26 protein-coding genes are annotated in these 25,855 nt (G+C 65.0%); 18 read left to right on the forward strand and 8 right to left on the reverse strand.

The annotated features are described in order from the left end of the window. The first annotated feature begins 127 nt into the window (after nucleotides 1-127). Entirely contained in the window at nucleotides 128-403 is a 276-nt protein-coding gene (locus tag EZV60_RS03495; protein WP_135502226.1) for an I78 family peptidase inhibitor, read from the forward strand. On the opposite strand, the gene EZV60_RS03500 is transcribed toward EZV60_RS03495, so the two are convergent. Further along, nucleotides 381-917, reverse strand: coding sequence for a hypothetical protein (locus EZV60_RS03500; RefSeq protein WP_135502228.1), 537 nt, complete (start codon nucleotides 915-917; stop codon nucleotides 381-383). The two genes, EZV60_RS03495 and EZV60_RS03500, sit on opposite strands and share 23 nt — an antisense overlap. Nucleotides 918-1,069: 152 nt before the next feature. Between EZV60_RS03500 and EZV60_RS03505 the strand changes: the two genes are divergently transcribed. Both EZV60_RS03505 and EZV60_RS03510 read left to right on the forward strand, forming a co-directional pair. Further along, entirely contained in the window at nucleotides 1,070-1,951 is an 882-nt protein-coding gene (locus EZV60_RS03505) for a LysR family transcriptional regulator (RefSeq protein ID WP_135502230.1), read from the forward strand. Beyond that, nucleotides 1,948-2,835 (forward strand): DMT family transporter, encoded by an 888-nt coding sequence (locus EZV60_RS03510; protein WP_135502231.1) that lies wholly within the window; start codon nucleotides 1,948-1,950, stop codon nucleotides 2,833-2,835. Before EZV60_RS03505 ends, EZV60_RS03510 begins: the two co-directional genes overlap by 4 nt. A gap of 6 nt (nucleotides 2,836-2,841) precedes the next feature. Here the strand turns inward: EZV60_RS03510 and EZV60_RS03515 are convergent, their stop codons facing one another. Both EZV60_RS03515 and EZV60_RS03520 read right to left on the reverse strand, forming a co-directional pair. Continuing rightward, nucleotides 2,842-3,831: a glycosyltransferase family 61 protein gene (locus tag EZV60_RS03515; protein ID WP_135502234.1), complete on the reverse strand. Its 990-nt coding sequence runs from the start codon at nucleotides 3,829-3,831 to the stop codon at nucleotides 2,842-2,844. Next, the gene (locus EZV60_RS03520) at nucleotides 3,828-4,166 is read right to left on the reverse strand and encodes an ArsR/SmtB family transcription factor (protein WP_135502236.1); all 339 of its coding nucleotides are present in this window, start codon (nucleotides 4,164-4,166) and stop codon (nucleotides 3,828-3,830) included. The genes EZV60_RS03515 and EZV60_RS03520 overlap by 4 nt, the downstream gene beginning before the upstream one ends. A gap of 106 nt (nucleotides 4,167-4,272) precedes the next feature. Between EZV60_RS03520 and EZV60_RS03525 the strand changes: the two genes are divergently transcribed. Together EZV60_RS03525 and EZV60_RS03530 are read left to right on the forward strand one after the other, a co-directional pair. Next, nucleotides 4,273-4,695, forward strand: coding sequence for a universal stress protein (locus EZV60_RS03525; protein ID WP_167853455.1), 423 nt, complete (start codon nucleotides 4,273-4,275; stop codon nucleotides 4,693-4,695). A 107-nt stretch (nucleotides 4,696-4,802) separates the two neighbouring features. After that, nucleotides 4,803-6,458: a Y-family DNA polymerase gene (locus tag EZV60_RS03530; protein WP_135502240.1), complete on the forward strand. Its 1,656-nt coding sequence runs from the start codon at nucleotides 4,803-4,805 to the stop codon at nucleotides 6,456-6,458. A 1,771-nt stretch (nucleotides 6,459-8,229) separates the two neighbouring features. Here EZV60_RS03530 and EZV60_RS03535 read toward each other — a convergent pair. Together EZV60_RS03535 and EZV60_RS03540 are read right to left on the reverse strand one after the other, a co-directional pair. Continuing rightward, nucleotides 8,230-8,976, reverse strand: coding sequence for an SDR family oxidoreductase (locus tag EZV60_RS03535; protein ID WP_135502242.1), 747 nt, complete (start codon nucleotides 8,974-8,976; stop codon nucleotides 8,230-8,232). Nucleotides 8,977-9,174: 198 nt separating this feature from the next. Then, nucleotides 9,175-9,519: a cyclophilin-like fold protein gene (locus EZV60_RS03540; RefSeq protein ID WP_135502244.1), complete on the reverse strand. Its 345-nt coding sequence runs from the start codon at nucleotides 9,517-9,519 to the stop codon at nucleotides 9,175-9,177. 265 nt (nucleotides 9,520-9,784) lie between these two features. Between EZV60_RS03540 and EZV60_RS03545 the strand changes: the two genes are divergently transcribed. The 6 genes from EZV60_RS03545 (at nucleotide 9,785) to EZV60_RS03565 (ending at nucleotide 13,219) form a co-directional block, all read left to right on the forward strand. Beyond that, entirely contained in the window at nucleotides 9,785-10,249 is a 465-nt protein-coding gene (locus EZV60_RS03545) for a (R)-mandelonitrile lyase (protein WP_245306195.1), read from the forward strand. Nucleotides 10,250-10,342: 93 nt separating this feature from the next. Continuing rightward, entirely contained in the window at nucleotides 10,343-10,606 is a 264-nt protein-coding gene (locus tag EZV60_RS19440) for a helix-turn-helix domain-containing protein (RefSeq protein WP_280952562.1), read from the forward strand. Nucleotides 10,607-10,618: 12 nt separating this feature from the next. Beyond that, nucleotides 10,619-11,272 carry a LysR substrate-binding domain-containing protein gene (locus tag EZV60_RS03550; RefSeq protein WP_280952566.1) on the forward strand — a complete coding sequence of 218 codons (654 nt, stop codon included), beginning with the start codon at nucleotides 10,619-10,621 and terminating at the stop codon, nucleotides 11,270-11,272. Nucleotides 11,273-11,379: 107 nt separating this feature from the next. Further along, the gene (locus tag EZV60_RS03555; protein WP_135502246.1) at nucleotides 11,380-12,141 is read left to right on the forward strand and encodes a carboxymuconolactone decarboxylase family protein; all 762 of its coding nucleotides are present in this window, start codon (nucleotides 11,380-11,382) and stop codon (nucleotides 12,139-12,141) included. 25 nt (nucleotides 12,142-12,166) lie between these two features. After that, on the forward strand, nucleotides 12,167-12,802 hold the full coding sequence (locus EZV60_RS03560) for an NADPH-dependent F420 reductase (protein ID WP_135502248.1): 636 nt from the start codon (nucleotides 12,167-12,169) through the stop codon (nucleotides 12,800-12,802). Nucleotides 12,803-12,820: 18 nt separating this feature from the next. Next, nucleotides 12,821-13,219: a (R)-mandelonitrile lyase gene (locus EZV60_RS03565; protein WP_135502250.1), complete on the forward strand. Its 399-nt coding sequence runs from the start codon at nucleotides 12,821-12,823 to the stop codon at nucleotides 13,217-13,219. Between the two features lie 137 nt (nucleotides 13,220-13,356). Here the strand turns inward: EZV60_RS03565 and EZV60_RS03570 are convergent, their stop codons facing one another. After that, nucleotides 13,357-13,713: a cupin domain-containing protein gene (locus tag EZV60_RS03570; protein WP_135502252.1), complete on the reverse strand. Its 357-nt coding sequence runs from the start codon at nucleotides 13,711-13,713 to the stop codon at nucleotides 13,357-13,359. Between the two features lie 344 nt (nucleotides 13,714-14,057). Here EZV60_RS03570 and polA point away from each other — a divergent pair, with 344 nt between their 5' ends. Continuing rightward, nucleotides 14,058-16,862 (forward strand): DNA polymerase I, encoded by a 2,805-nt coding sequence (polA, locus tag EZV60_RS03575; protein ID WP_135502254.1) that lies wholly within the window; start codon nucleotides 14,058-14,060, stop codon nucleotides 16,860-16,862. A gap of 34 nt (nucleotides 16,863-16,896) precedes the next feature. Here the strand turns inward: polA and EZV60_RS19025 are convergent, their stop codons facing one another. After that, nucleotides 16,897-17,046: a hypothetical protein gene (locus tag EZV60_RS19025; RefSeq protein ID WP_167853456.1), complete on the reverse strand. Its 150-nt coding sequence runs from the start codon at nucleotides 17,044-17,046 to the stop codon at nucleotides 16,897-16,899. 165 nt (nucleotides 17,047-17,211) lie between these two features. On the opposite strand from EZV60_RS19025, the gene EZV60_RS03580 reads away from it, so the two are divergent. Then, nucleotides 17,212-17,685, forward strand: coding sequence for a hypothetical protein (locus tag EZV60_RS03580; RefSeq protein WP_135502256.1), 474 nt, complete (start codon nucleotides 17,212-17,214; stop codon nucleotides 17,683-17,685). A gap of 72 nt (nucleotides 17,686-17,757) precedes the next feature. After that, the gene (locus EZV60_RS03585; RefSeq protein ID WP_245306196.1) at nucleotides 17,758-18,501 is read left to right on the forward strand and encodes a sulfite exporter TauE/SafE family protein; all 744 of its coding nucleotides are present in this window, start codon (nucleotides 17,758-17,760) and stop codon (nucleotides 18,499-18,501) included. Between the two features lie 6 nt (nucleotides 18,502-18,507). Here EZV60_RS03585 and EZV60_RS03590 read toward each other — a convergent pair whose 3' ends face one another. Continuing rightward, on the reverse strand, nucleotides 18,508-19,086 hold the full coding sequence (locus EZV60_RS03590; protein WP_135502258.1) for a DUF1285 domain-containing protein: 579 nt from the start codon (nucleotides 19,084-19,086) through the stop codon (nucleotides 18,508-18,510). Nucleotides 19,087-19,154: 68 nt separating this feature from the next. Here EZV60_RS03590 and EZV60_RS03595 point away from each other — a divergent pair, with 68 nt between their 5' ends. The 4 genes from EZV60_RS03595 to EZV60_RS03610 are packed head-to-tail and all read left to right on the forward strand — an operon-like array spanning nucleotide 19,155 to nucleotide 25,853. Further along, the gene (locus tag EZV60_RS03595; RefSeq protein ID WP_135502259.1) at nucleotides 19,155-20,162 is read left to right on the forward strand and encodes an AAA family ATPase; all 1,008 of its coding nucleotides are present in this window, start codon (nucleotides 19,155-19,157) and stop codon (nucleotides 20,160-20,162) included. Further along, nucleotides 20,159-21,043 (forward strand): DUF58 domain-containing protein, encoded by an 885-nt coding sequence (locus EZV60_RS03600; RefSeq protein WP_135502261.1) that lies wholly within the window; start codon nucleotides 20,159-20,161, stop codon nucleotides 21,041-21,043. Before EZV60_RS03595 ends, EZV60_RS03600 begins: the two co-directional genes overlap by 4 nt. After that, complete coding sequence (locus tag EZV60_RS03605) at nucleotides 21,040-23,808, forward strand: DUF4159 domain-containing protein (RefSeq protein ID WP_135502263.1); 2,769 nt, start codon at nucleotides 21,040-21,042, stop codon at nucleotides 23,806-23,808. The genes EZV60_RS03600 and EZV60_RS03605 overlap by 4 nt, the downstream gene beginning before the upstream one ends. Continuing rightward, nucleotides 23,805-25,853 (forward strand): DUF7408 domain-containing protein, encoded by a 2,049-nt coding sequence (locus EZV60_RS03610; protein ID WP_135502265.1) that lies wholly within the window; start codon nucleotides 23,805-23,807, stop codon nucleotides 25,851-25,853. Before EZV60_RS03605 ends, EZV60_RS03610 begins: the two co-directional genes overlap by 4 nt. The last annotated feature ends 2 nt before the right edge of the window (nucleotides 25,854-25,855 follow it).

Below are 25,855 nucleotides of genomic sequence, written 5' to 3' on the forward strand. Positions count from 1 at the left end.
TCTTGTTCTCATGACACTGTCCTTCCCTTTTGTGTTTTGTCGCGCGATGTTCATCGGATTAGACAATCAGGACAACATAGACAGAGGGGTGTGTCCAGCACCGGACGGCACGGAGGGAGCGAGGAACATGGTATCGAGAGGGCGGACGATTGTCCTGGCGTTCTGCGCCGTCGCAGGTCTTGCGGCCTGCAAAACCGAAGACACGGAAAAGGCGGACGCGTGCGGCGGCGCCGGGCTTGGGACGCTCGTGGGTGCACCCGTTTCAGAGTTCGATGCGGATGCATGGGATGGTCCCGTGCGCATCCTGCCACCCGACAGCGCCATGACCATGGATCACCGGCCCGATCGTCTGAACATCGACAAGGACGGGACCGGCACGGTCACGCGGGTCTGGTGCGGCTGATGGCCGGTGAGGCCGAACGCGCACCGCGCTCGTCCAGCCATTCGTTGACTGCGCACACCAGGCGCGCCGCAGCGCGGCCCGAGGCGTAGATCTCGGTCACCGGGTGCACGGTTTCGCGGGACGGGTCCGATGCGCCCGGTATCCTCGGCGCGGCCAGCACGAGCGCCGGCCGGGACAAACGGCGGGCGCCCGGCCCGCGCTCTTCGGTGGCGTGCAGAACCCTTTGCAGCGGCAGCACGGTCTCGGAGCGCTGCCACAGAGTACGGCGGCGGATAACGGCGCGCCCGGTCCGGGCGTCGAGCACCAGTTGCAGCCGTTCCACGAACACGCCGAGCGCAGCGCAGCCGAGCCCGCCGCCCGCCCCGGCAAAGAGCAGGCCCGCTGGAACCCCGCTGGCGGCGATGGCAAGCCCGACACCCAGAAAGGTCATGGTGAAAAGAAAAAGCATGACCGCAATCAGCCATGGCACCTCTTCGGCGACAAGACGCTCGGGTGTGTTTTGAATTATGCGCATTTCGTCCTCCTGCAGGGTGTCCGAGTCATAGGTCGGGCGCGGTGGGCGCGCGGTTCAATCGACCGGGCATTTGGATTTGACTTGTGCCGGAGGACACGCAAAACTCGCCGCGCTTTGCTATTTGTTGATTTCCGCACAGTACGAGGGACAGGATGGAAAGCTGGGACGAAGTGCGCACCGCTTTTCACGTCGCGCGCGTGGGTACGGTCAGCGGGGCGGCCGACGCGCTTGGGGTGCATCACGCCACCGTCATCCGCCATATCGACTCGCTGGAAGAGCGGCTGGGCGTGAAACTGTTCCAGCGTCACGCGCGCGGCTACACCACGACCGAGGCAGGGCAGGACCTGTTGCGCGTGGCCCAGGCCACCGACGAGCAGTTCAACCAGCTTTCGGGCCGCATCAAGGGGCGCGGCAACGATGTCTCGGGCGAGCTGGTCGTGACCTCTCTGGGCGGGCTCAGCCATGCTCTTGTTCCGGTGCTGGCGGCGTTTCAGCGCGATTACCCGGACCTGATCGTGCGTTACCTGACCGGCGAGCGGCTTTTCCGTCTGGAATACGGCGAGGCGCATGTGGCGATCCGCGCTGGCGCGGCCCCCGATCAGCCCGACAACGTGGTACAGCCCTTCTTTCGGCAGGCAATCACGCTTTATGCCGCCGACAGCTATATCGCGCGACACGGCCTGCCCAAAAGCGTGGATGATTTCCAGGGCCATGTCTTCGTCGGAGCCGACGATCCCAATTCGCGCGCGCCGTTCCACAAATGGCTGCGCGATACCGTCCCCGACAGCGCGATCACCTTTCGCAGCGGCGATGTCTATGCGCAACGCTACGCGGTGGCGCAGGGCGCGGGCATCGGTTTCATGTCGCGGCTGCAGGCGCAGGAGATCGGCGGCCTGACCGAGGTGGTGCCGCCGCGTGACGAATGGTCTGCGCCGCTTTGGATCGTGACGCATATGGACCTGCATCGCACGACCAAGGTGCAGGCTTTTCTCAAGTTCCTCAAATCCCGCGCCGAGGACTGGGATACGTTATGACCGACCGCCTGCGCGGGCATCTGGCGATGCTCGCCTTTTCGGCGCTGATCGCGGGGTCGTTTCCGCTCGGCGCGATGACGGTGCAGCATATCTCGCCAGAGGCGTTTACCGCCCTGCGGTTCGCCATTGCCACCGGTATTCTTGGCGCAGTGGCGTTGGCGACGGGCGGCGTGCCGAGAACCAGCCTGTCGGCCCCGTGGCGGTATCTGCTTCTTGGCGGGTCGATGGCGATCTATTTCGTGCTGATGTTCGAGGGCCTGAAGACCGCGGCCCCGGTAAGCGCGGCGGCGGTCTTTACCCTGACGCCGATCCTGTCGGGGGCGTTCGGCTATCTTCTTTTGCGGCAGATCATGACCCGGCGCATGTCGGGCGCACTAACGGTGGGCGCGGCGGGCGCGCTTTGGGTGATCTTCAGGGGGGATTTGACCGCCCTGCTCGCCTTTGCGGTAGGACGCGGCGAGGTCATCTATTTCCTCGGCTGCGTGGCGCACGCGCTTTACACGCCGATGGTGCGCAAGCTCAATCGCGGCGAACGCCCGGTGGTGTTTTCCTTCGGCGCGATGGCCGGGGCGGCCGTGCTGCTGCTTGTCGCGGGTGCGGCTGACATCGCACGCACCGACTGGGCCGGGTTGCCCCCGATCGTGTGGATCACTCTGGTCTACACCACCATGTTCGCCACTGCGCTAACCTTCGTTCTGTTGCAATATGCCTCGCTGCGGCTGCCGGCGGCGAAAGTGATGGCCTATACGTATCTCACCCCGACCTGGGTGATCTGCTGGCAGGCGGCGCTTGGGCGGGGCCTGCCCGGCTGGGTGGTGTCGTGCGGCGTGGCGCTGACCATCGTGGCGCTGGCGATGCTTCTGAAGGACGAGCACCCGGCTTGACGCGTGTCAGAGAAAGCCCGCCGCATCCAACTGGCGCGAGAGCGCGCGAAAGTTGATCGGGGCCGTCTTCAGCGCGCGGTCGTCGCCGCTCTGACGTTCGCGGGGCAGAAGCGGGGTGATCAGATGCGTCTCGACCTCGGCGAAGGCGGCAAACTGATCGAGGAAGGACTGCACCACCTCGGGCCGGTGCCGCCGCTGGATCACGCCGACGCGAGTGCCGGGCACCACCACGCAGGCGGCCAGGTGAAAGGCCGACCCATCGGGCCCGACCAGCCAGCGCGCGGCCCGGTAGCGTGCGACCTGCGTCGCGATGTCATGACGTTCGGGGTGAAAAACGGTGTAGCCCGCGCGGCGCATCAACTTTTCGATCCGCGCCTCGCCGTCGACCAGTTTTTCCGCACCCCGGAGCCGGCTGCGCGAGATGTAAAGCCGCTCTGGCCCGTCGGCGGGAAAGGCCGATTCGAGCCGGCTGCGCATCAGCGCGCGAAAGGCGGGCGTGCCGGTGATCCAGGGCCCGTGACCGAAGGCCTGTCCCGGCACGATCAGTTCCTCGACGACCACCGGCTCGGTCGTGGCGATCTGCGGCAGGCCGGGACAAAGCGCGTCGAACAGGCCGGCATGCTGGCTCTGGAGCGGTCCCAGCGAAATGTCCGCGCGGGGCGGCAGGAACAGCAGGCCGTCGGGTGGCACGGCGTCTTCGGTCAGCGGCCAGAGGCGGCCGAGGCTTTCCAGAAGGAAATGCCCGAAATGCGCGCGCGCCGGGCCCGCGAATAAAAACCGGCCGGGCAGACGGCGCGCGCCTGCCGGATCCGGTCGGGGCGGAACATCCGTAAGCCGCCCGCGCGACAGCAGGGTGCGCGACGCCTCGACAAAACTGCCATCGGCGCGAAAGACGCCGGCGGCCATGCGCCCGTGCGGCAGCACCGGCGCGACGCAGGCGTTGCGCACGATCTCGACACCCGGCACGGGCGGTGCGTCGGGCGCAGGCGCTGTCACCGGGGCGGGCTTTCGTCTTCGAGTTCCGCCCGCAGAAACCGTTCGAACGCGTCCAGGTTTATCGCCTCGAACTGGCCAAAGCTTTGCATCCAGATCGACGCATCGCGCAGCGCATCGGGTTCCAGCTTGCACCATTTCACCCGGCCCCGGCGTTCTTGACTGATCAGTCCCGCGCGTGTGAGGATCGCAAGATGTTTGGAGATCGCCGCAAGCGACATGTCGAACGGGTCGGCCACATCGGTCACGGCCATGTCATCCTCAAGCAGCATCGACAGGATCGCCCGCCGCGTGGGATCGGCCAGAGCGGCGAAGACGGTATCGAGCGGATTTGACATGGAAACCGTTAAAGCCCCGGCCCGCGTCCCCCGTCAACTGCCTTTGATCTGGAACAAGGCACGGGCCATCGAAACACTTAGCCTTAGGGAAAAGGAGGATTTCTATATGTTTAAACATATCATGGTGCCGGTCGATATGGCGCACGAGGAAAACATGGACCGCGCCGCCAAGGCCGCTGCCGATCTGGCGAAGCTCTATGACGCCAAGCTGACCTTCGTCAGCATCAGTGGCGGGCCTTTGTCCGGCAAAGAGCATTCGTCCAAATCCGAGCCGCAATTGTTAGAGGACTATGCCAAGTCGCAGGCGGAAGAACATGGGGTGGCAATCGACACCCACACGCTCGATTCGCATGACGTCAGCGTTGAGGTGGACCGCAAGCTTCTGGAAGCGATCGAGAAGATGGGTTCAGACCTTGTGGTGATGGCCACGCATCAGCCCGGCTGGCTCGACTACCTTGTCAATTCGCATGGCGGGCGGCTTGCGTCGCACGCACCGATCTCGGTGATGGTGGTGCGCAACCCGGGCTGACTGCCCGTCCCCGGCAGATCAAAGAGTGGACTCGACTTCGTGTCGGGGCCGCTCTAATTGTGGGAACATAAAGAGAACATTCATCCTGCTGATCCGGGGCCGCTGCCATGCCCGAACGGCGTATCCTTTCCGTCTGGTTTCCCCGGCTGGGGGCCGAGCGCCTGCTGCGGCGGCTCGCCCTGCCCCATGACGTTCCCTTTGCCGTGGTGCGCGAGACCGGCCAGATGCAGGTGCTGATCAGCCTGTCGCCCGCCGCCGAGGCGGCGGGGTTGCGGGTGGGTCAGCCGCTGCGCGATGCCCACGCGATGTGCGCCGCACTGCTGACGCGCCTCCAGACCCCGCAGGAGGAGGCGGCGTTTCTCGACGTGCTGGCCCGCTGGGCTGGCAAGTTCTCGCCCTGGGTGGCGGTAGAGCAGCCCGATGCGCTGATGCTCGATGTGACGGGCTGTGCGCATCTTTTCGGCGGCGAAGAGGGGCTGATGGCGCGGGTCACCGAGGAGGCGGGCGATCTTGGGCTGACGGCGCGTTGCGGCATGGCCGGTACGGTCGGCGCGGCCTGGGCGCTGGCGCGCTATGCGGGCGCGGCGCCAGGGGCCACGCGGTCCGGCGACGCCATCGACCAGGAGGCCCGCGCGACCCGCTCGCGCGCGGCCAAGCGCCGGCACTGGGAACGCGGCGGCGCGGCACCCGCGCAGGGGACCCCCACCGCCGTCACCGGGCGCATCGCGGCGCCCGGCAAGGCGCATGGCGCGCTTTCGCCCCTGCCGGTCGCCGCCCTGCGGCTGGACCCCGAGACGGTCGAGGCGCTGGCGCGGCTGGGGCTGCGGCGCGTGGGCGATCTTCTGGGCCAGCCACGCGCGCCGCTCGCGCGCCGTTTCGGCCGGGGGCTGGTGCACCGGCTGGATCAGGCCATCGGCGCCGCCCCAGAGCCGGTTTCGCCCGCCCGCGACGCGCCGCGATTCGCCACGCGCCTCACCTTGCCCGAGCCGATCGGGCTTCGAACCGACCTGCACGCGGGTCTCGACCGGCTGGTGCCACGGCTCTGTGCGCTGCTGGCGGCGCAGGGACAGGGCGCGCGGCAGCTGCGGCTGGAGGCTTTCCGCGCGGACGGCACGATGACCTGCGTCGAGGCCGGGCTCGCGCGCGCCAGCGATGTGCCCGACCGGATCTTGCCGCTTCTGGCGATGAAACTCGAAGAGATCGACGCGGGCTTCGGCATCGACGTGCTGCGGCTCGAAGCCGTGCGGGTGGAACCGCTGGAGACGCGGCGCATGTCGGGGCACCTGGAGGCCGGCGCGGCGGTACGCGCGCGGCTGGCGCAGGATACCGGAGTGGAGGATCTGACCGCGCGGATCGGGGCGCGGATCGGGCTTGAGGCGATCACCCGCCGCCACCCGGTCAGCAGCCACATCCCGGAAAAGACCGCGCAGGTGCTGGCCGCCGCCTGGTCGGAGCCGGCGACGGGCTGGCCCGCGCCGCCGGGGGACCGCCCGCTGCTGATCTGGCGCCCCGAGCCGGTGCAGGCCCCCGACACACCGCATCTCGCGGCGCGGTTTCGCTGGCGCGGACGTGATCACGACCTTGCCGAGGCGCGCGGCCCCGAACGCATCGCGCCCGAATGGTGGCTGGATGAGCCCGACTGGCGCTCGGGCGTGCGCGACTACTGGCAGGTGATCACCGCCGGGGGGGAGCGGCTCTGGCTCTACTATGCCCATGGCGCGGCGATGAGTTCGGGCTGGTTCTGCCAGGGCAGCTTCACCTGAGCCACGCTACACGGTCCGGGTCCGCCCTCGTGACCGCTTGACGGCATCCCTGAACACGTGTCCGGAAATTTGAACCCATCTAAAGCAAGCGAGCCGTCGCTGAATGCCTTCTGGCTTTTCCATCTTTAGACTTTGATCTGCCAGGCCGAAGATGGATACCTAACCCCTCGTCGGGCCGTATACGACGCTTGACTACGGCGAACGCACGTTAGGCGAAGACGTCCGCATCATGGGGACGATGGCCTCTTTTTGCGGTGTTTCGATGCTCGGCCTTTCAACGGCGTGTCTCGTTGGCGTGACTGGCAGAATATTTGGAAAGATCGAGCACGGTTGATCGCAGCCTGTGCGCGATGCGCCATACGGCGTCAGTTCGGGGCAAGCACCCAAGCGCCGCTGGCGTCACGGCATCTGCGCATGTAATAACGCATCTTCGGTTTCGCCTTGCGACTTGGCCAGATGACGGAACACCACGCAAGGGCCGTCTCTTTTGACTTCCAGAACCTCGACCGCACCTGCGGCCCCGGTTTCGGCATTTGCCCATTCGGCGGTCGACCCGACCTTTACCCCGTCATCGATATAAAGTCGCGCTGCCAGCAGCGGTGGCCAGTTTCATGGCCTCTGACGTCAGCGCCGCGTCTTTGAAGAAATGCGCGACTGGGCCGACACCGGAAGCGACATGGTCAACAAACCTGCACCGGCCAGAGGAAAAGCAGGCTTCAAAAGAAGGCTGAAAGATAAGTCGTTCCCGTTCAGCTCCAGTTCATAAAAATCATCTGTGCCATCAGCGATACGGTCGGGGCACCACAGCCTGCAAATGTCGCAAAGTTGGTAGGATCGCCGTCGCCTGTCGACTCACCGCTCTCGATTACACCGCTGATCGGCCTTTGGCCCAGAACGAAATCGCAGACCAAATGGCACGGTAGGCTCAGCACAAGATCGGCGTCGTCCGCAACCGCTTCGACGAAAGCGCCTATGCCGTAAAACTCTTTCAGCTAGGGATCGTTCACAAGGCAATCCGGCACCTAAATCAGGTCCACGAGTACTTCGCGCATGGCGTCTTTGTTCATGTGCCGGATAGACCGAACGTGCAGGTAGTGGATGACATTGCGGTAATTGCGGGTTCGCTCGGTGATAAACCAGTCGCCGACCCAAGACCGCCTGCGAGAGTGACAATACGCATCGATCTGCTCGGTATGGGCGAAAAGTTGGTCGACACACTTGTACCATTTCTATCCGGCCACGGTACCAGACGCGGTGCAGCGTGTAGCAGTTGGGACAGGTCTCACCCTAATGGTCTCGGCCCCATGGACGAGAAATACGCGGGCAAGGTAAAAAAATGCACCTACCGGTCGCCAGTGAACGCGACCCCGGCTAGTCCTTTCCCACACGTTCCGGCATCACTATTGCTCCGTCAAAGCAAGCGGGCAGTGTTTTCCAGACAGGCTTGATCGGACAGGACCTGAGCAATTGTCATTTGTCTGCACCTGTGGATCAAGTCTGCTTTGCGAAGACTGCGCTGCGGAGTTTACGGCCTTTAGCAAGGTTCAGATTGGGCCGTTTCCAATGCTTGGTCTGGTTTGGACAGCAAATGGTCATTGCCAGCGTGTACCGAAAAGGGCTGTTACCATGTCCGAGGGGTCCTAGATTTGTACATTCGACCTGCTTTCCGTGAAGAGATACCGAAAGCTCAGGGAAAACAGGCAACAACTCGTTTGGTTCGGGGGGAAGTGTTCCGACGCCGCAAGTTCTGCGGCGCCGGTAGTGCTCATCATCACACGGGCTGCACGGTCGGGCGGAACAGGATCTCGTTCACATCGACGTTTTCCGGCTGCGACACGGCGAAGGACACCATGTCGGCCATCGTGCTGGCCGGCACCGCGATATGCTTGACGAAGTCGCGCACGTTATCGCCAAGCTCGGGCTCGGTGATGTGCTGGGTCAGTTCGGTATCCACTGCGCCCGGCGAAATCACGGTGACGCGCACGTTGTAATCCTTGACCTCCTGCCGCAGCCCTTCGGAGAGCGAGCGCACGGCGTGTTTGGTGGCGCAATAGACCGCGCCCGAGGCGACGGTGATATGGCCGTAGACAGAGGACACGTTGATGACGTGGCCCGACTTCTGTTCCTTGAAGATCGGCAGCACGGCGGCGATGCCGTAAAGCGTGCCCTTCACGTTGACGTCGATCATCTGGTCCCACTCGTCGATTTTCAGGCTTTCGAGCGGCGAGAGCGGCATCAGCCCCGCATTGTTGAAGATCACGTCAACGCGTCCGAACGTGTCCTTTGCCTTGGCAACAAGCGCCTGCACGTCGTCGAGCTTGGTCACGTCTGTTTCCACCGCGACAGCCTCGCCGCCCGCGTCGGTGATGTCCTTGACGATGCTGTCGAGCCGGTCCTTGCGTCGCGCGCCTAGGGCGAGCTTGGCGCCTTTCGCGGCCAGATCTCGGGCCGTGGCCTCGCCCATCCCCGAAGATCCGCCGGTGATCACAATGACTTTTCCTGTGATGTTGTCGGTCATGATATGTCCTTTCGTTTGGATGCAGGTGTTGCGCGGGCAAACCGTTTTGGCCCTGCCCAGTGTTACTTGAAGGGTGTCAGGAGAGGCCTACTCCGCCGTCTCGATCCGGACCGGGAACTCTCCGCCGCGCATCAGCGCGTCGATCGGCCCGTCGAAAGCGCCCAACCGCACGAGACCGCGCGAGCGCTGAAACGGTTTTCAGAAGATCGCGAGATTGCCCCAGGGCACATAAAGCGTGATATCGCCGGCCTTCGGCTCGTAGCTGTCCGGTGCGCCGGTGGTGTCCAGCGCGCGCGGCAGGTCCGCGACCTTTTCGATGCCGTGGTAGTCGCTCAGCGTCAGGTCGAGCGGCAGGAGCGCGGCAAAATCCTGTGCCACATGCGTTGCGTCGAGCGTGGCGGTCAGGGTCTCGTCCCCGACGATCACTCTGATATGGGTCATTGCGGCCTCCTGTTTCAGTTCGGTTACCTGTGCGGCAGGCAGATGGCTGATCGTCAGCACCGCGACAGCCAGACTGGCAAGTCCTGTCTTCGTCCCGTTCATGGTCGATCACCCTCGTTGATGAGGGGGGATATACGTCGAAGACCGCGCCGGATAATCCCCCATGTATCTCTACCTCTCATGAGGCCGCCTCATGAATGCCGGGGATTGTACAGGCAAAGGTTGGGCGGTTCATTTATGAACCCTCCTCATGTCCGCATCCGGTTTGCGCCCCATTATCCGCACAAACCCAGGTCCTAGCTTTCACGCTATGAAAGGCCGGTCGCGGTGATCGGCCCCAGCACACAGGCAGCAGGAAACAATTCAAATGACACGGATACTGGGACCCACACTTGCGCTTGGGCTTGCCGCGCCCGGCGCCTTCGCGCAATCCATGGACTTAACCCGCGCGGGAGAACAGGACGGCTTTATCGGCGATGCGGAGCTATTCACCGGCACCGCCTATATCGAGCCGGTCTTTCCCGCGAACGAGCCCTTCGCCGTGAACGCCGGAAAGGTGACCTTCCTGCCGGGCGCGCGGTCGGCCTGGCACACGCATCCGGCAGGACAAATGCTGATCGTGACCGAAGGTACCGGCTGGGTGCAGGAGCGCGGGCAAGAGCGCGAGGTCATGCAGGCCGGTGATGTGGTCTGGTGCCCGCCGGATGTCGAGCACTGGCATGGTGCGACCGACAGCACTGCGGTGACCCATATCGCGGTCCAGCAATTCGCGGACGGTGAAAATGTCGTCTGGGGTGAGCATGTGACCGACGCCGAATACGGGGCAGAGTAAAAGCGTCCGCGCCGCCCCGTCATGTCATGTGTCGGGGCGGCATAATTCTTCGACACATGAAGAAGCGACATATATCCTGAAGGGCAAACCAACGTGATCATCGATCCGCAGATCCAGGGCGCCCTCATGCTTCGAGAGAAAATCCAGGACCTTATCGCGCTGGCCGCCGTGGCCGGAGAGCGCAGCTTTACCCGCGCCGCCGCGCGACTGAACGTGTCACAATCCGCGCTGAGCCATACGATCAAGGGTCTGGAGAAGCGCCTTGGTCTGCGGCTTCTGACGCGCACGACACGATCCGTCGCACCGACGCTGGAGGGCGAAGATCTGCTCGCCACGCTGAACCCCTGCCTGGAATAGATCGAGGCCCGGCTGCACGCGCTCAACGACTCGCAAGGCGCGCCGTCGGGCACGGTGCGGATCGTGGGCGTGGAATACGCCATCGAGTCCCTGCTTTGGCCCAAGCTGTCGCCGGTTCTGAAGGACCATCCCGATGTGAAGATCGAGTTCGTGATGGATTATGGCTATACCGATCTGGCCGAAAGCCCGTGTGATGCGGGCGTGCGCTATGGCGATCAGGTGAGCGAGTGGATGATCGCCATGCGGATCGGCCCGGATGAGCGCACGGTCTGCGTCGGCGCGCCGGCCTATTTCGACACGGCGGGCACGCCCGAAATGCCGCAGGACCTGACCAGACACCAATGCATCAACCTGCGCCTCAGCAACCATGGCGCGCTTTATGCGTGGGAGTTCGAAGACAGGGACGGCAACGAGATCCGGGTCAAGGTGCAAGGCCAGGCGATTTTCAACACGATCAATCCGGTGCTGCGGGCCGCAAAAGATGGTCATGGTCTGGCCCTTGTCCCTGAGCGCCTTGCGCAGGAGCATCTTGACAGCGGAGCGCTGCGCCTCTGTCTCGGGGACTATTCACCTTATTTCCCGGGCTTCCACCTCTACTATCCCAGCCGACAACGCCCATCCTCGGCCTTTGGTGTGGTGCTCGATGCGCTGCGCGAAAAAGGCTGAGGATTAATGCACCGGGATCATGAATGGTTTGAGCATCCCCGCCATTAAGGCCGAGGCCCATCGCACCATATCAGGAGGAGACAACAGCGAACCAAGGAGATCCTCCGATGAAGACCATTCTCACCGCCTCCGCTCTTGGCCTGCTAACCGGTGCCGCCATGGCGCAGGATGCGGCCAAGACCCTCCCAGAAGACGTGGGCAAGGTCGCCCCGGCGCTTGAAGCCTATTCCGACAACACCCTTTTCGGCAAGGTCTGGACAGATGAGACGATGTCGCCGCGAGACCGGGCGCTTGTCACGTTTGCGGCGCTGATGACCCGGCAAGAAACCGGCGCTTTGGCCGATCATGTCGCGCTGGCCCTTGATGCCGGTGTGACAGCGGCCGAGATTTCCGAGACGATCACCCATCTGGCCTTTTACACCGGGTGGGGCAATGCGACCGCTGCTGCAACCGCCGCAGCGCCGGTTTTTGAGGCGCGCGGCATCACCGCCGAGGACCTTCCGGCGGTAGACCCCGAGTTGCTGGGCTATGACGAGGAAGCCGAGGCAAACCGCCAGGACTTCGTGCAGGGCACCTATGGCGGCGTCAGCCAAGGCGTGGTCGACGACACCGAGCAGTTGCTGTTCCTCGATCTCTGGCGCCGTCCCGCGCTGGCGCCGCGCGACCGGAGCCTCGCGACCGTCGCCGCGCTCATCGCGGCCGGCCAGGCAGAGCAGATGACCTTTCACCTCAACCGCGCGATGGACAACGGCCTGACGCAGGACGAGGCCGGCGCGATGCTCTCGCACTTGGCGTATTATGCGGGCTGGCCGAAGGTCTTTTCTGCCATGCCGGTGGCCAAGGACGTGTTTGAGAAACGCGCAGAGTAAACCTCTTGCCGGCGAGGGAAACGCTATGAAGATCGGAATTCTCGGCTCCGGCCTGATGGGATCGCAACTGGGCCGTATCTGGGCCGCTTCCAGGCATGATGTGCTGTTCTCATATGCCCGAAACAAGACCAAGCTGGACATGCTCGCCAGAGAATATGGCGCATTGAGCGGACGGGTGGACGAAGCCGTGCGCTACGCCGATGCCCTTCTTCTCGCGGTTCATTGGTCTCGTATTCCCGACGTGCTTGAACAGGCCGGCTCGCTCAAGGACAAGATCGTGCTGAATTGCAGCGTGCCCTTGAACGACGCGAATACCGAGCTTGTTCTCGGCACGAACACCTCGGGAGCGGAAGAACTGGCACGCATGCGTCCCGAGGCGCGGTGGGTGTCATGCTTCAACACCGTGCCGTCCGAAGCTTTTGCGCCGGTCTTCGCCCGCAAAGGACAAATGCCCCCGCCCCAGGTTTTGACCTACGGGGACGATCCATCGGCCAAGAAGATCGCTCAAAAGCTGATCCGCGACGCGGGTTTCGAACCGCTGGACGCAGGGCCTTTGCGGACCGCGAGGTTCGCGGAACCCTTCGCCATGGTGACGGCGGAACTGGCCTATTCCCATTCGGGCGGCCCGGCATTGACCTATCGTTTCACGAAATTGCGCTGACAGCGCGGGAAGGGAAAAATGAAGATCACCAGATCCGGCAGCAACGCATCACAACCCGGTCCAGAGGATTATTTCACCGGAAAAGTGCGGCTCGATCCGCTTTTCACAGCCGAAGACCCCGGCAGAACCAGCGGCGCGCACGTCACCTTCGAACCCGGCGCAAGAACGGCCTGGCACACGCACCCGGCCGGTCAAACGCTGATCGTGACGTTCGGGCGTGGCCGAGTGCGGCGCGAAGGTGGGCCGGTCGAAGAGATCAGCCAGGGCGATGTGGTCTGGTTTCCGGCTGGCGAAAAACACTGGCATGGCGCATCGCCGGAAACGGCCATGAGCCATATCGCCATACAGGAAAGCATAGACGGCACACCTGTCACCTGGATGGAGAAGGTCTCGGATAAAGACTACAACGGCGTTTGAGCCTGCCCGGTGGATGGAAATGGATCACCTGGTTCGTTTCCGGCTTCTTAGGCAGGCGGAGATCGGGCATTCGGCTTTCGTCCAGCGAAGGGCGGCACTGGGCCGCTACGCGCAATCCGGATTAGCGCTTGTCCGGCTCAAATCTTCGTCTTCGACACGGCGGTTGCCGCATCGCCGGTGTTGGGCTCGCCAATCGGTTCAATGAGAAGCAAATGAACCTCTTCATCGGCGACGGGCCGATGCTCGACGCCCTTGGGCACAACGAAGAGTTCGCCCGGTCCTAGCACCACATCGCGATCGCGCAGCTCGATCCGCAACGTGCCGGACAGCACCAGAAAGAAGTCGTCGGTTTCATCGTGCTTGTGCCAGTTAAACGCCCCATGTGCCTTGACCACCATGACATCACAATCATTGAATCGAGAGATGATTTTGGGGCTCCAGTGCTCTGAAAATGTGGAGAGTTTCTGGGTCAGATTGACGGCATCGCTGGTCATGAGGTGCAGGTCCTTTGTAATATGTCGAGCGCTTTGTCGTTTGTTGGTCCGAAGGCTAGCCGCAGCAGAGTGGTTGCGCCATTCTTCGCGGACGGGTGACCGATTGCCGAAACAGGTGAACCAGGCCGAGAATGCGGATGGCCTGATCGTTTTCGGTGCGGCCCAGTAAAAAAGAATACTCCTCCGGCGGGAGTGTTTGATCCAGAAAGACGTCGAAGCGCGCCTTTCTGATTCTTCTTGGCGAAAATACTCATTCCACGTCGGCCATTCTGCACCCCGTTAATCACTTTCCGCGCCGCGCGGCCCATGGCATACCTGCGCCATCTGCAAGAACGGAGCGCGCCATGGCATTCGGTAAAGGCTGTCACCTGCATCTCATCGACGGCTCGGCCTTCATCTTTCGCGCCTTTCACGCGCTGCCGCCGCTGACGCGCAAATCCGACGGGATGCCGGTGGGCGCGGTGCAGGGCTTCTGCGACATGCTGCGCCGCTACGTGGACCGCGATCACGGGTCGGATGCGCCCACCCATATCGCCGTGATCTTCGACAAGGGCAGCCACACCTTCCGCAACGACCTTTATGAAGACTACAAGGCCAACCGCGACGAGATGCCCGAGGACCTGCGCCCGCAGATCCCGCTCACGCGCCGCGCCACAGAAGCCTTCAACATCGCCTGCAAGGAGATGGAAGGCTATGAGGCCGACGACATCATTGCGACCCTGGCCTGCCAGGCGCGCGACGCCGGCGGGCGCGTCACGATCGTCAGTTCCGACAAGGATCTCATGCAGCTTGTGGGCGGGGGCGTCGAGATGTTCGACGCCATGAAGAACCGCCGCATCGACAGCGAAGGCGTGGAAGAGAAATTCGGTGTCGGCCCGGACAAGGTGGTGGACGTGCAGGCGCTGGCGGGCGATTCGGTCGACAACATTCCCGGCGCGCCCGGCATCGGCATCAAGACCGCGGCGCTTCTCATCAATGAATACGGCACGCTGGAGGAGCTTCTGGACCGCGCCGAGGAGATCCCGCAGCCCAAGCGGCGCGAAACGCTTCTTGAAAAGCGAGACCAGATCGAGCTCTCGAAGAAGCTGGTGCAGCTCGATTGCGAAACGCCGCTCGACTTTACCATCGACGATCTGGAACTGCGTGATCCCGATGTGGACAAGCTGATGGCGTTTCTGGCCGAGATGGAGTTCCGCACCCTGTCAAAGCGCATCGCCGACGCGCTGGACGTAGAGCCGCCGGTGATAGAGGACACCAACCCGGCGGGCGCCAACCCCGACGAGCAGAGCGCGCCCGACTGGCCCAAGATCGATCCGGACACGTACGAGACCGTCACCGACATGGAGGCGCTGCAGACCTGGATCGATCGGATCAACGCGCGGGGCTACGTGGCGGTCGACACCGAGACGACGTCGCTCAACGAGATGCAGGCCGAGCTTGTGGGGATCTGCCTTGCCGTCGAAGTGGGGCAGGCCTGCTACATCCCGTTGGCGCACAAGGATGGGACCGCCGACGATCTTTTCGGCTCGGAGGCGATCCTGGACGGGCAACTGGACCGTGACGAGGTGTTGAAGGCGCTCAAGCCCGTCTTCGAGGACGACGCCGTTCTAAAGATCGGCCAGAACATGAAATACGACGCAAAGATTCTCGCCAATTACGGCGTCGAGATCACGCCCATCGACGACACGATGTTGATGTCCTACGCGCTCAACTCGGGTTTGCATGGGCATGGGATGGACACCTTGTCGGAACGGTACCTCGGCCACGCACCCATCCCGATCAAGGAGCTTCTGGGCTCGGGCAAATCCGCCATCACCTTCGACCGGGTGCCGATCGAGACCGCCACGCGCTATGCGGCCGAGGACGCGGATATCACCCTGCGCCTTTGGCACACGTTCAAGCCGCAACTGCACCGTACGAAGGTCACGACCGTCTACGAGACGCTGGAACGCCCGCTGGTGCCCGTGCTGGCGCAGATGGAGCGCGCGGGCATCCTCGTGGACAAAGGGACGCTGTCGAAGATGTCCAATGCCTTCGCCCAGAAGATGGCGCAGCTGGAGGACGAGATCCACGAACTGGCGGGCGAGAAATTCAACGTCGGTTCCCCCAAGCAGCTGGGCGAGATCCTTTTCGACAAGATGGGGCTGGAGGGCGGCAAGAAGGGCAAGACCGGCGCCTATGCCACGGGGGCCGATGTGCTGGAGGATCTGGCGACCGAGCATGACCTGCCCGCGCGCGTTCTCGACTGGCGGCAGGTATCCAAGCTGAAATCGACCTACACAGACGCGTTGCAGGATCATATCGACCCCGATACGGGCCGGGTCCATACCTCATACGTGCAGACCGGCGCCAGCACGGGCCGGCTGGCCTCGACCGATCCGAACCTGCAGAACATCCCCATACGCACCGAAGAAGGCCGGCGCATCCGCGAGGCCTTTGTGGCGGGCGAGGGCAAGGTTCTTCTGTCGCTGGACTATTCCCAGATCGAGCTCCGCATCCTGGCGCATGTTGCCGACATCGCCCAGCTCAAGGAGGCGTTCCGCGAGGGGCAGGACATTCACGCAATGACCGCGTCAGAGATGTTCGACGTACCGATGGACGAGATGACACCCGAGGTGCGCCGCCGCGCCAAGGCGATCAATTTCGGGGTGATCTACGGCATCTCGGGCTTTGGGCTTGCCCGCAACCTGCGCATCCCGCGCGCCGAGGCCCAGGGATTCATCGACCGGTATTTCGAGCGCTTCCCCGGTATCAGGGATTACATGGACGACACGGTGAATTTCGCCAAGGAGCACGGGTTCGTGCAGACGCTATTCGGCCGCAAGATCCACACGCCAGAGATTTCCGCCAAGGGGCCGCGCGCGGGCTTTGCCCGGCGCGCGGCGATCAACGCGCCCATTCAGGGCACTGCCGCCGACATCATCCGCCGCGCGATGATCCGGATGCCGAAAGCGATCGAGGACCTGCCCTGCAAGATGCTGTTGCAGGTGCATGACGAACTTCTCTTCGAGGTCGAGGAAGGCGCCGCCAACAAGGTGACCGAAGCGGCGCGCGAGATCATGCAAGGCGCCGCCGATCCGGCGGTCAAGATCGACGTGCCGCTGGTGGTGGAGGCCGGCGCGGGCAGGAACTGGGCCGAGGCACATTGAGGCCGCGCTGAAGCACGGCCTACGGGTGGTCGCCTTAGCTTCCGTGACAAAGGCTGCAGGTGGCCGCCGCGCGATCGGCCCATGTGCCGGACCCTTGCGATGCGCTGATCAGCGTTGCGTGGATGCCAAGCCCAGCACCGAAAAAGATACCGAGGGCCAGAAGGCCGATGAGGATGCGTTTCATGGTCTCTCCTCCCGAGCAGGTCCAGCGGCCCGATCATAGCCTTTTCCACGCCACGTCGCGAGTCGCCCGGCCCCGCAGGCAGCCATGTTTGGGCCGCATTGCCCCCTTAAGCAGGCCGTAAATCCATGCGACGGGTCGAACCGGGACACCTATCGGAGGTTGCAGATGTCCGAGCAACTCATCGCGCCGCGCCCGGTCTGGGGCCTTGCGGGCTTCGTCGCTGGGGCCGTCGCCCTGGTCATCGTCGTGCTGCAGATCTCGGCGGTCTTCGCCGAGCCGCCGGGAAATCCCGGCACAGCCATCGGAGAGATCGCGGCCGAGATCAAGAAATCCGCCGTACGCAGCCTTTTGGGCCAGCCGCAGCCCGAACCGGAGGTCGAGCCGTGGAATATCATGGACTATCTCAGCTTTGCCGCGCCGATCCTTGCGGGACTTGCCGCCATTGCGGGGGCGGTCGGGCTTTTCAGGCGTGAAACACCGCAGCTGCCGGTCATTGCCATCGGGTTTGGCGCGGGGGCTTTTGTCATGCAATACGCGTTCTGGCTGGCGCTGCTGATCGGGGGCATCTGCATCCTCGTGGCGATCCTAAACAACATTGGCGACATCTTCGGCGGCTGGGGCGATATGTTTAGCGGGTAGGATTCCGCTAACACCGACGCCGCATTTGGCCTAGCGTCCCCGTATGTCGGGTCGATAGTGGAGCGGGGCGGAGTGCTGCCGGATTTTCAAACGACGCAAATCGCGTTTCTGGCCGGCGCCTGTTTTCTGGCGGCGCTGGTGCGCGGGTTTTCCGGCTTTGGCTCGGGCCTTGTCTACCTCCCGCTGGCCGCGCAGGTGCTGACGCCGTTCCAGGCGCTGACCACCATCGTGATTTTTGATCTGTTCGGCCCGATCCCGATCCTGCGCCGCGCCGCACGGTCGTGCGAGGCGCGCGATCTCGTCCGGTTGCTGACGGGACTTGTCGTGGCGCTGCCTCTCGGTCTTTTCGCGCTCACGCTCGTCCCGGCGGAGGTGTTTCGCTATGCGGTGTCGGCGGTGGCGCTGACGCTCTTGGTCTGCCTGGTGTCCGGACTGCGCTATCACGGCGCGCTGACGCCACCGCTCGTGTACACCACAGGTGGCCTGTCGGGCTTCCTGCAGGGGGTGGCGGGCCTGCCCGGACCGCCGGTCATCCTGCTTTACATGGCCAGCACCCGACCGGTTCAGGTGGTGCGGGCCAACACACTTCTGTTTCTCTTCGCGACTGACGTGGTGCTGTTGCCGATGCTGGCGCTCTTCGGGCGGCTCGACCCGTCGGCGCTGGTGCTGGGCGCCGCGCTTGTCGTGCCGAATCTTCTTGGCGGACTTCTGGGCGCCCGGCTGTTCCGGCCCGAATACGAGCGGGTGTACCGCACCATCGCCTACACGATCATCGCGGCCTCGGCGCTGAGCGGTCTGCCTTTCTGGGACGGCTGAGCGCCATTACTCTGGCAGCTCGTCCTCGGGGATGATGCGGAAGAAATCCCCACCCGACCAGAGGCCGAACCAGCCGTCCTGCCGCGCGCCGATCTCGACCAGCCGGTAAAAGCTTTTGCGGTCGATGAGCGCCTCCAGCCCGTCGCGCACCAGCACATATGGAGAGGGCTCTCCGGTCTCGGGGTCCCGCTCCACCCGAATCGGGTTATCGGGGCCGGCCAGCACCTTGTCGCCCACATTGGTCTCGAACAGAAGATTCTGCGCCTCGCCCGCGCCGCCGGCCTCGAAATCGACCGCCACGAAAGGCGCGTCATCGACGGTGATGCCGACCTTTTCCACCGGCGTGACGAGGAAATACTTGTCGCCCTCGCGCTTGAGAATGGTGGAAAAGAGCCGCACAAGCTCGGGCCGGCCGATGGGCGTGCCGAGATAGAACCATGTGCCGTCCCGGGCGATGCGCATGTCCAGATCACCGCAGAACTCGGGGTTCCACTTGTGTACCGGCGGAAGGCCCTTCTTGCCGGCCTGCCGGGCAGCCTCGGCGAGGCTTTCTGCTGACGGGGTCGTGATGGATTCTTTGCTCATTGCTTTTGCCATTTCCATCCTGCGCTGTACATTCACCGATAGATATAGCCGACAACGGAGCTTTTGCCATGGATGACACCGCCGACCTGCTGGCCGGGATCGAGGCCCTCGAGGACAAGCTGGCGCAGGCGCGCGCGTCGATCACGCGGCGGTTTATCGGGCAGGAACGGGTCGTGGACCTGGCGCTGTCGGCGTTGCTATGCGGCGGGCACGGCCTTTTGATCGGCCTGCCGGGTCTGGGCAAGACTCGACTGGTGGAAACGCTGGCCACCGTGATGGGGCTGGCCTCGAATCGGGTGCAGTTCACGCCGGACCTGATGCCTGCCGATATCCTCGGCTCGGAAGTGCTGGAAACCGGGAGCGACGGCACGCGGGCCTTCAAGTTCATCCCCGGCCCGATCTTCTGTCAGCTTCTGATGGCCGACGAAATCAACCGCGCCAGCCCGCGCACGCAATCCGCGCTGCTGCAGGCGATGCAGGAACGCAAGGTCTCTGTCGCGGGCGAGGATCGCCCGCTTCATCCGCCGTTTCACGTGCTGGCCACGCAGAACCCGATCGAGCAGGAGGGCACCTATCCCCTGCCCGAGGCGCAGCTTGACCGGTTCCTCGTGCAGATCGACGTGCCTTACCCAGACCGCGACACCGAGCGGGCGATCCTGCTGGCCACCACCGGTGTCGCCGAGGAAGAATCGCACGAGGTCTTCACTCCCGCCGAACTGATGGAGGCGCAGACGCTGTTGCGGCGCATGCCCGTGGGCGAGGCCGTGATGGAACGGATCATCGACCTTGTCCGCGCCTTCCGCCCCGAGGACCCGAGCGCACCAGACCGGGTGCGCGAGGCCGTGGCCTGGGGGCCCGGCCCCCGCGCCGCACAGGCGCTGATGCTGACGGTGCGGGCGCGCGCGATGCTGCAGGGCCGGCTGGCGCCCGACGCGGACGACGTTGCCGCGATGGCGCAGCCGGTGCTGGTGCACCGCATGGCGCTCAACTTCGCCGCGCGGGCGCGGGGCGATGACCTCAATACGCTGATCGCCGATGTGGCCGCTGGCGTCACGAGCACCGCGAGCGCTGCATGAGCCAAGCCCACATCGCCCCCCTGCGCGCCCGGTCCGAGACCGAAGCCGCGCGCTTTCCCGCGCTTCTGGCGCGGGCAGAGCATCTGGCGGGGACAGTTCTTTTGGGCGAACACGGGCGCCGTCGGCCCGGCATGGGCGACGATTTCTGGCAGTACCGGCCTGTGCAGGCGGGCGATGAGCTTCGTCAGATCGACTGGCGCCGCTCGGCGCGCTCGGACGCACAGTTCCTGCGGCAACGGGAATGGCAAATCGCGCAAAGCGTGACGCTCTGGGTCGATGGAGCGGCCTCGATGCGGTTCAGCTCCGACCCGCTGATCCCGGAAAAGGCCGACCGTGCGCGCCTACTGGCGCTGGCGGCGGCGATCCTGCTCAACCGCGCGGGCGAACGCATCGGGCTCTCGGGCTCGGGTGTGCCGCCGCGCCGGGGCGAGGCGCAGATCCAGCGGCTGGCACAGGCGCTGACGCTGGATCGGGACGAGGATTACGGCGCGCCCGAAACGGCGGGCATGCCCAGCCACGGGCGCGCGGTCTTCCTGTCGGATTTCCTTGGCGATCTCGATCCGGTGAAGGGCGCGCTGACCGCCGCCGCCGACAGGGGTGTGCAGGGCATTCTGATGCAGGTGCTGGACCCGGCGGAGGAGAGCTTTCCCTATCGCGGGCGCACCATTTTCGAGAGCATGGGCGGCACGCTGGCGCATGAAACGCTGAAAGCCTCCGAGTTGCGCGACCGGTATCTGGCGCGCCTTGCCGAGCGCAAGGACGAACTGGCGCGGCTCTGCGCCGCGACCGGCTGGCGCTATGGCCAGCACCATACGAACCAGAGCGCGCAATCGGCGCTTCTGTGGCTTTACAACGCCATTGACGGGGGGCGCGGACGATGACGCTTGGCCCCATCGGATTCGCCGCGCCGTGGCTTCTGGTTGCGCTGGCCGCGTTGCCGATCCTGTGGCTGATCCTGCGCGCCGTGCCGCCCGCACCGATCCGGCGGCGCTTTCCGGGTGTGGCGCTTCTGCTTGGCCTGCGCGACGACGATACGGTGACGGACCGCACGCCGTGGTGGCTTTTGCTGTTGCGGATGCTGGCGGTGGCGGCGGTGATCGTGGGTCTTGCGGGCCCGGTCCTGAACCCGCGCGACGAGGGCGAGACGACCCGCAGCGGGCCGATGCTTCTGGTGCTGGACGCAAGTTGGGCCGCCGCCCGCGACTGGCCCGCCAAGGCCGATCTTCTGGACGCGATGCTGGCCGAGGCAGGGCGCGACGTCCGGCCCGTCGGCGTGTTGCGCCTGACCGATCCCGAGCCGCCGGTTTTCCAGGCCGCCGAAACGCTGCGCAGTCAGCTCTCGGGGCTGGACCCCAGCCCCTGGCCGCCCACGGCGACCGACATGGCCGAGGCGGCCGGCATGCTTGGGGACGACAGGTTCGAAACGCGCTGGTTCTCGGACGGACTGGCGCGCGACGGGCGCGACACGCTTTTGTCCGCGCTGGAGGCGCGCGGCCCCGTCACGGTGCACGAAAGCGCGGTGCCGGTCATCGCGCTGCGCCCTGCGGTGGTCGAGGACGGCGATCTGCGCCTTTCGGCGCTGCGCGCCCGCAACGGAACCGCCCGCGAGATCACGATCGAGGCGCATGGCCGCGACCCGTCGGGCGTGTTGCGGCTTCTGGCGACGCTGCCCCTCACCTTCGAAACAGACGCGGTCGAGGCTACGGGCCTTTTGTCCCTGCCTGCCGAGCTGCGCGCGCGGCTGACCCGGTTCGAGATCGCCGGCCAGCGCCACGCCGGCGCGGTGACGCTCACCGATGACAGTCTGCGCCGTCGCGAGATCGCGCTTCTGGCGGGCCGCGAGGACCGCGAGGGGCTCGAGCTGCTGTCGCCGCTGCATTATCTCGAACAGGCGCTGGAACCCTCCGCAGATATTCTCGATGGCGCCTTGATGGATATCCTGCCCGCCAATCCCGACGTGATCGTTCTGGCCGATGTCGCCACGCTCTCGGGCGCCGAGGAAGAGGCGCTTCTTGAGTGGACCGAGGGAGGCGGCATGCTCTTGCGCTTTGCCGGGCCGCGGCTGGCGGCCTCGGACGTGTCGCGCTCGTCTGAACATCCCCTGATGCCCGTGCGCCTGCGCGCTGGCGGCCGGTCCGTGGGCGGCGCGATGAGCTGGGGCGAGCCCAAATCGCTGGCCCCCTTCGCCGAAGACAGCCCCTTTTTCGGGCTCGACCTCTATAACGACGTGACCGTTTCGGCGCAGGTCATGGCGCAGCCCGACCCGACGCTCGCAGACCGAGTGATCGCGCAACTCAGCGACGGCACGCCGCTTGTGACGCGCAAGCGGATCGGGGCGGGACAAGTGGTTCTGTTCCACGTCACCGCAAATGCCGAATGGTCCAGCCTGCCGCTTTCGGGCCTTTTCGTGCAGATGCTCGAACGGCTGGCCGTTTCTTCCGCCGTCGCGCTGCCCGATCTGGCAGAGCTTCAGGGCACCACCTGGCAGCCGGTGCAGGTGCTGGATGCGTTCGGTACGCTGCAGGACGCGGGCACCTTGCCCGGCGTGGATGGCGAGCGGTTCGTACAGGACCGGATCGGCCCGGATTTCCGCCCCGGGATCTACGAGGGTCCCGACCGGCGTCTGGCGCTGAACGTGGTGACGGAAACCACGGTTCTGCAGCCGACCAGCTGGCCCGCCCGCGTGCCTGTCACCGGCCTAGACCGCCCGCCCGAGGCCCCGCTTGGCGGTTGGCTGCTGGCGGCGGCGATGGTTCTACTGATGGCGGACATCCTGGCGTCGCTGGCGCTTTCCGGACGGCTTTTGCCGGCGCGCGCCACCACCGCCGCGCTGCTGGCCGCGCTGCTCTTCGCGCCGCAGGGCGCGGACGCGCAGGACGACGCCGCGGGCCTCGAAAAAGCGTTGCAAGCCACCTCGGAGGTGACGCTGGCGCATGTCGTGACGGGTGATACCCAGCTTGACGAGATGGCCCGCGCCGGGCTGGCGGGCTTGTCCGAAACGCTCTTTTTCCGCACCTCGGTGGAACCTGCCGACCCGGCGAGCGTCAATCTCGAGACCGACGAGATCTCGGTCTATCCGATGCTCTACTGGCCCATCAGCCCTGATCAGCCGATCCCCTCGCGAGAGGCCTATGTGAAGCTTAACGAGTATCTGCGGACGGGGGGCATGATCCTGTTCGACACGCGCGATGCCGATATCGCAGGATTCGGCGCGGCCTCGCCCAACGGGCGCAAGCTGCAGCGGCTGGCCGAGCCGCTGGATATTCCACCGCTGGAGCCTGTTCCGGCGGACCATGTGCTGACCCGCACCTTCTACCTTTTGCAGGATTTCCCGGGCCGTCACACTGGGCGCACCGTCTGGGTCGAGGCCGCGCCGCCCGATGCCGAACAGGTGGAAGGCATGCCCTTCCGCAATCTCAACGACAACGTCACCCCGGTGGTGATCGGCGGCAATGACTGGGCCGCGGCCTGGGCGATGGACGCGCGCGGCAACCCGATCTACCCGGTGGGCCGGGGCTTTGCCGGGGAACGCCAGCGCGAACTCAGCTACCGCTTCGGCGTGAACCTTGTCATGCACGTGCTCACGGGCAACTACAAATCCGACCAGGTGCACGTGCCCGCGCTTCTCGACAGGTTGGGCCAATGACCGCCAGCATCGTCTTCGATCCGCTTCTCAACCTCTGGCTCATCGGCGGGCTGACGGGCATGTTGATGGCCGGCATCGCGCTGGCGCTCTGGCGGGGATTGTCGGGCTGGGCCTTGCGCGGCCTGGCGGGGCTGGTCATTCTCGGGGCGCTTCTCGGACCGGCCTATCAGCAGGAAGACCGCGAACCGCTGTCCGATATCGTGTTCCTCGTCGAGGACGACAGCGCCAGCCAAAGGCTTGCGAACCGCGCCGAGACCACGCGCGACGCCGCCGACACGCTGGCCGCCCGGATCGAGGCGATGGGCGCGACCGAACTGCGCCGGGTGACCGTGCCGGACGGCGCGGACAACACCGGCACCGCCCTGATGACCGCCCTGTCCGAGGCCATGGCCGAGGAACCGCGCGGCCGCATCGCCGGCGCGATCCTTCTGTCCGATGGACGCCTGCATGATCTGGATCGCGCGCCGACCCTGCCGGCGCCGCTTCACCTTCTGCATACCGGGCGGCAGGATGACTGGGACCGCAAGCTGAGCGTGGACAACGCCCCGGCCTTCGCCATTCTCGACGAAGAGATCACCATGACCCTGCGGATCAGCGACCACGGCGCCGCACCTGAGGGCGTGGACACCGTGCCGGTCGATGTCTCGGTCGACGGAGAGGATCCGCAGCGGTTCAATGTGCCTTTGAACGAGGATATCAGCCTGCCGCTCCGCCTGTCGCATGGCGGGCGCAACGTGCTGCAGTTTTCCACGCCCGAAGCCGAGGGCGAGCTGACCGACCGCAACAACACCGCGCTGGTGCAGATCAACGGCGTGCGCGACCGGCTGTCGGTGCTGCTGGTGTCGGGCGAGCCGCATGCGGGCGGGCGGACCTGGCGCAACCTGCTGAAGTCCGACAGTTCCGTGGACCTCGTGCATTTCACCATCCTGCGCCCACCCGAAAAACAGGACGGCGTGCCGGTCCGGGAACTGTCGCTTATCGCCTTTCCCACGCGCGAGCTTTTTCTCGAGAAGATCGACGATTTCGATCTGATCATCTTCGACCGCTACAAGCGGCGCGGCATCCTGCCGTCGATCTATCTCGAAAATGTCCGGCAATATGTCGAGGGCGGCGGCGCGGTTCTGATCGCCGCGGGGCCGGATTTCGCCTCTGCCGACAGTATTTACCGCACGCCCCTTGAAGAGATCGTGCCGGCGCGGCCCACCGCGCGCGTCATCGAGGAACGCTATCGCCCCGCCATTACCGAACTGGGCCAGCGTCATCCGGTGACCGCCGGACTGGAAGAGGAATTCGGCGGAGAATGGGGCCGGTGGCTGCGCCAGATCGAGGTCGAGCAATCCTCGGGCGATGCGGTGATGACCGGCGCAGACGACAGCCCGCTTCTCGTGCTCGACCGCGTGGGTGACGGGCGCGTGGCGCTTCTGGCCTCGGATCACGCGTGGCTGTGGAACCGCGGCTACGAGGGCGGCGGGCCGCAGCTGGAACTGCTGCGCCGTCTTGCACACTGGATGATGAAAGAGCCCGAGCTGGAGGAAGAGGCGCTTTGGGCCGAGGCTACCGGTCAGCAGATGCGAATCATTCGCCGGTCGTTGTCGGATGAGGTCGGACCGGTCACGGTCACCACGCCCTCCGGCGACGAGATCGAGCTTACGCTCGACGAGGTCAGCCCGGGCCGGTTCGAGGCGCTTTACGACGGGCCCGAGATCGGGCTTTACCGGCTGGCCAACGACACTCACACGGCGGTGATTGGGCTTGGGCCCGCCTCACCCGTCGAGTTCGAGGAAACCATCGCCGACACCGAAACGCTGGCGCCGCTGATCGACAGTACGAATGGCGGTGTGCGCGCGCTGGAGGACGGGCTGCCGCGCGTCCGCGAGGTCCGCGAGGGACGTCCCGCTGCCGGGCGTGGCTGGATCGCGATCACCCCGCGCAATGCCTATGAAACACGGTCGGTCACGCAGACCGATCTGCTGCCGCCGTGGGTCGTGCTTTTGCTGGTGTCGGCGCTGATTCTGGGCGGCTGGCTCCGCGAGGGTCGGCGCTAGCG

The sequence above is a fragment of the Roseovarius aestuariivivens genome (assembly GCF_004761875.1).
In the GTDB taxonomy this organism is placed as follows: domain Bacteria; phylum Pseudomonadota; class Alphaproteobacteria; order Rhodobacterales; family Rhodobacteraceae; genus Roseovarius; species Roseovarius aestuariivivens.

Excerpts from the sequence above, each read along its gene's own strand:
- polA (WP_135502254.1), top strand. The coding sequence starts at position 14,058 with ATGGCATTCGGTAAAGGCTGTCACCTGCATCTCATCGACGGCTCGGCC.
- EZV60_RS03500 (WP_135502228.1), bottom strand. The coding sequence starts at position 917 with ATGCGCATAATTCAAAACACACCCGAGCGTCTTGTCGCCGAAGAGGTG.
- EZV60_RS03520 (WP_135502236.1), bottom strand. The coding sequence starts at position 4,166 with ATGTCAAATCCGCTCGATACCGTCTTCGCCGCTCTGGCCGATCCCACG.
- EZV60_RS03495 (WP_135502226.1), top strand. The coding sequence starts at position 128 with ATGGTATCGAGAGGGCGGACGATTGTCCTGGCGTTCTGCGCCGTCGCA.
- EZV60_RS03525 (WP_167853455.1), top strand. The coding sequence starts at position 4,273 with ATGTTTAAACATATCATGGTGCCGGTCGATATGGCGCACGAGGAAAAC.
- EZV60_RS03600 (WP_135502261.1), top strand. The coding sequence starts at position 20,159 with ATGAGCCAAGCCCACATCGCCCCCCTGCGCGCCCGGTCCGAGACCGAA.
- EZV60_RS03560 (WP_135502248.1), top strand. The coding sequence starts at position 12,167 with ATGAAGATCGGAATTCTCGGCTCCGGCCTGATGGGATCGCAACTGGGC.
- EZV60_RS03605 (WP_135502263.1), top strand. The coding sequence starts at position 21,040 with ATGACGCTTGGCCCCATCGGATTCGCCGCGCCGTGGCTTCTGGTTGCG.
- EZV60_RS03540 (WP_135502244.1), bottom strand. The coding sequence starts at position 9,519 with ATGAACGGGACGAAGACAGGACTTGCCAGTCTGGCTGTCGCGGTGCTG.
- EZV60_RS03505 (WP_135502230.1), top strand. The coding sequence starts at position 1,070 with ATGGAAAGCTGGGACGAAGTGCGCACCGCTTTTCACGTCGCGCGCGTG.
- EZV60_RS03535 (WP_135502242.1), bottom strand. The coding sequence starts at position 8,976 with ATGACCGACAACATCACAGGAAAAGTCATTGTGATCACCGGCGGATCT.
- EZV60_RS03590 (WP_135502258.1), bottom strand. The coding sequence starts at position 19,086 with ATGAGCAAAGAATCCATCACGACCCCGTCAGCAGAAAGCCTCGCCGAG.
- EZV60_RS03565 (WP_135502250.1), top strand. The coding sequence starts at position 12,821 with ATGAAGATCACCAGATCCGGCAGCAACGCATCACAACCCGGTCCAGAG.
- EZV60_RS19025 (WP_167853456.1), bottom strand. The coding sequence starts at position 17,046 with ATGAAACGCATCCTCATCGGCCTTCTGGCCCTCGGTATCTTTTTCGGT.
- EZV60_RS03570 (WP_135502252.1), bottom strand. The coding sequence starts at position 13,713 with ATGACCAGCGATGCCGTCAATCTGACCCAGAAACTCTCCACATTTTCA.
- EZV60_RS03510 (WP_135502231.1), top strand. The coding sequence starts at position 1,948 with ATGACCGACCGCCTGCGCGGGCATCTGGCGATGCTCGCCTTTTCGGCG.
- EZV60_RS03580 (WP_135502256.1), top strand. The coding sequence starts at position 17,212 with ATGTCCGAGCAACTCATCGCGCCGCGCCCGGTCTGGGGCCTTGCGGGC.
- EZV60_RS03595 (WP_135502259.1), top strand. The coding sequence starts at position 19,155 with ATGGATGACACCGCCGACCTGCTGGCCGGGATCGAGGCCCTCGAGGAC.
- EZV60_RS03555 (WP_135502246.1), top strand. The coding sequence starts at position 11,380 with ATGAAGACCATTCTCACCGCCTCCGCTCTTGGCCTGCTAACCGGTGCC.
- EZV60_RS03610 (WP_135502265.1), top strand. The coding sequence starts at position 23,805 with ATGACCGCCAGCATCGTCTTCGATCCGCTTCTCAACCTCTGGCTCATC.
- EZV60_RS03530 (WP_135502240.1), top strand. The coding sequence starts at position 4,803 with ATGCCCGAACGGCGTATCCTTTCCGTCTGGTTTCCCCGGCTGGGGGCC.
- EZV60_RS03545 (WP_245306195.1), top strand. The coding sequence starts at position 9,785 with ATGACACGGATACTGGGACCCACACTTGCGCTTGGGCTTGCCGCGCCC.